At 47.1% G+C, this 3,550-nt stretch carries 2 protein-coding genes; both read left to right on the top strand.

Annotated features, from left to right (window positions below):
- Window positions 1–296: 296 nt before the first annotated feature.
- Window positions 297–2,858 carry a leucine--tRNA ligase gene (gene leuS, locus AB1466_05880; protein ID MEW6189614.1) on the top strand — a complete coding sequence of 854 codons (2,562 nt, stop codon included), beginning with the start codon at window positions 297–299 and terminating at the stop codon, window positions 2,856–2,858.
- 300 nt (window positions 2,859–3,158) lie between these two features.
- The coding region (locus AB1466_05875; GenBank protein MEW6189613.1) for an acetyl-coenzyme A synthetase N-terminal domain-containing protein at window positions 3,159–3,550 on the top strand (392 nt) is incomplete at its 3' end.

Genomic DNA, 3,550 nt, shown 5'->3' with positions numbered 1-3,550 from the left:
CTAGGTGATCCCCTTTCTTATTGGAGTGAAAATATTTAAACTATTGATTACGAACATTTGTTTGTGATATAAATTTGATTTGTGGCTAAACTTAAACGTTTTGTAAAAACTGTAATAAACAGTTTTTAGCCGAAGCTTGTGAGATTAATGGCGAAAATTAATTTATTTGCATAATATAAAGTAAAGGGAACCTTTTCGACTTGATGGGAGTTTTTTTACTTATTTGACTATCGCTGTTAAAACTTGTAAAAGAGTATTGTATACCCACTCACACCATTTCAAGTGGATGAGGGAAGATGGCGGAAAGATACGACTTCGCAAAAATCGAGGAAAAATGGCAGAAAAGGTGGGAGGAGTCAAATCTTTACAAAGTCACTGAAGATCCCACCAAAAAGAAGAAGTATGTCCTGGAGATGTTCCCCTATCCTTCTGGGGAGCTCCACATGGGTCACATGAGGAATTACGTTATAGGCGACGTCGTTGCCAGATACAGCAAGATGAGGGGATATAATATCCTTCATCCCATGGGATACGATGCCTTCGGTCTTCCCGCGGAAAATGCTGCCATTCAGCATGGTGTCCACCCCAAGGAATGGACGTATCAAAACATCATCACCATGCGCAAGCAATTGAAACGCCAAGGAATAAGCTACGACTGGGATCGAGAGATCACCACCTGCGAGCCGGATTACTATAAATGGGGGCAATGGTTGTTCCTCAAGTTCATGGAGCGAAGATTGGTTTACAGGGGGAAAGCCAGCGTGAATTGGTGTCCGGGTTGCGAGACGGTTTTAGCCAATGAGCAGGTTGTGGGGGGACGTTGCTGGCGTTGCGATAACCTGGTGGAAAGTAAAGAGCTCGAGCAGTGGTTTTTCAAGATCACCCAGTACGCTGAGGATCTGCTCAAGGATTTGGATCTACTCACCGGTTGGCCGGAGAGGGTCAAAATTATGCAGACAAATTGGATCGGTCGGAGTGAAGGTGCTCTGGTCGATTTCCCCCTCAAGGATTCGGATGAAAAAATCCCCATCTTCACCACGAGACCGGACACTCTCTTCGGAGTATCCTTCTTCATCCTTGCACCCGAGCATCCAATTGTGGACAAACTGGTGGCTGGTACCAAGTACCGGAAGGAAGTCGAGGCTTTCAGAAGGATGGTCTCCACCAAGACGAAGATCGATCGCACCGCTCCAGAGGTTGAGAAGCAGGGTCTTTTCCTGGGAAAATACGTGATCAATCCCTTAAATGGGGAAGAAGTCCCAGTTTGGATTGCCGATTACGTATTGATGGAGTATGGAACCGGAGCCATTATGGCTGTTCCCGCACATGACCAGAAGGACTTCGAGTTCGCCAAGAAATATAATCTCCCCATTAAAGTGGTCATCCAACCGGAAGGTGAACCTCATGCCTACCGGCAGGCCCGTCTGCCAGAGGGGCAGGCAGGTCTCGATGAAAAGACCATGACCCAAGCATACGAGGGCGAAGGTGTCATGGTAAATTCGGGTCCCTTCACCGGAATGCCCAGTACGGAGGGAACGAAGGCGGTCACGACGTATTTGGAAGAAAAGGGGATAGGTAAATTCGCTGTGACCTATAGGCTCCGTGACTGGCTCATCTCTCGTCAGAGATACTGGGGCAACCCCATCCCCATCATTTATTGTGACAAATGTGGCATAGTTCCCGTACCCGAAGAGGATCTGCCGGTTATCTTACCCGAGAATGTTGATTTCAGAAGGAAGGGAATTTCACCCCTGGCAGCAGTCGAAGAATTCGTGAACACCACTTGCCCCAAATGCTCCGCCTCTGCCAGGCGCGAGACGGACACCATGGATACTTTCACCTGCTCATCCTGGTATTTCTTGAGATATACCAGTCCTCACGAGGATGAAGCTCCATTCGATACCGAAGCCGCAAACTACTGGATGCCGGTGGATCAGTACATCGGAGGCATAGAGCACGCTGTGATGCACCTGCTCTACGCTCGTTTCTTTACCAAGGTGATGTATGATATGGGACTGTGCAGGGCGAAGGAGCCCTTCTCAAATCTTCTCACCCAAGGGATGGTCGTAAAAGATGGTGCTAAGATGTCCAAATCTAAGGGTAACGTCGTTTCTTGTGATGAGATAGTTAATAAATATGGCGCCGATACCGGTAGATTGTTCATCCTCTTCGCTGCTCCTCCCGAGAAGGATTTGGACTGGAGCGACCAGGGAGTGCAGGGCTGCTTCAGGTTTTTGAATAGGGTCTGGAGAGTGGTCCATGAGAATATAGAATCCTGGACACATGGAACAGGTGAATCCAGAGAACTGGATGAGCTCGATAAGGAGCTTAAGTATATGACCCACAGAACTGTCAAGAAAGTCACGCAGGATGTGGAACGTTTCAGTTTCAATACGGCAATTGCCGCCATCATGGAGCTAGTCAACGCCAATTTTAAGTATAATGAGAGCAAGAACAAGGCGGCTCGAAATGGTGGGGTCTTAAGGGAAACCACGGAGAAACTGGTGTTGCTCCTCTCGCCATTCGCTCCCCATATCGCTGAGGAGCTTTGGGAAAAGATGGGGGGCAGACTTGCCCCGCTGTCAGGCAGGGAGAGCGTTTATCTCCAGGCTTGGCCCTCTTATGACGAAGAGCTTGCCAAGGCTCCGGAGATTACGTTGGTAGTGCAGGTGAATGGTAAGGTAAGGGATAGAATCAAAGCCCCCGCCGATATCACCGAAGATGAGATGCGGGAAGTTGCCCTCTCCTCTGAGAAGGTGAGGAAATACACGGAGGGCAAAGAGATAGTCAAAATAATCACGGTGCCCGGGAAGCTCGTAAATCTCGTGGTTCACGAAACCCGCGTCGCCAGCAGTTAAAATCCCTCGGTATTGGTTTTAACCATTGGACATAGGGGAGATATTTGTCAGAAAGCGAGGAAACGAAAATAGAAAAACTTCCCTCGAATGTATAATGCAAACTAACTCGTTAATAGTCCAGATTAAAATTGTTGATTTATAATTAAAATGTGAAATAATTAACAAGGTAGCGAGGGGCGAGTAAGCTTGGGATTCAAATTCGTCAGCCTTGGAAATGAGGCTGATTTGATTTTATAAAAAGGGGTGTTTGATGTGGTTGAGGTGACATCTTTACCATTCAAAGAGAAATATTGGCCGATCATGAATTACTCAGAGGTTTATAGTAAATCTCTCGAAGATCCCGAGGGTTTTTGGGAGAATGAAGCCCGGAAGCTTCCCTGGTTTAAAACCTGGGATAAAGTTTTAGAATGGAAGCTACCCTTTGCCAGATGGTTCGTTGGTGGGAAGCTCAATGTATCCTATATCTGCGTGGATAATCATCTCGAAACTTGGCGTCGTAATAAAGTGGCTCTCTATTGGGAAGGCGAACGAGGGGAGACGAAAGCATTGAGTTATGCTCAACTTTATAGGGAAGTGAATAGATTTACCTCTGTCCTAAAAAATCTGGGTATTAGAAAGGGAGATAGAGTCGCTTTATACCTTCCAATGATACCGGAGCTTCCCATATTCATGCTCGCCTGCGCCAGAATCGG

The organism is Actinomycetota bacterium, from assembly GCA_040755895.1.
GTDB lineage: Bacteria > Actinomycetota > Aquicultoria > Subteraquimicrobiales > Subteraquimicrobiaceae > Subteraquimicrobium.
This window is presented reverse-complemented; position numbering and strand designations above follow the sequence as displayed.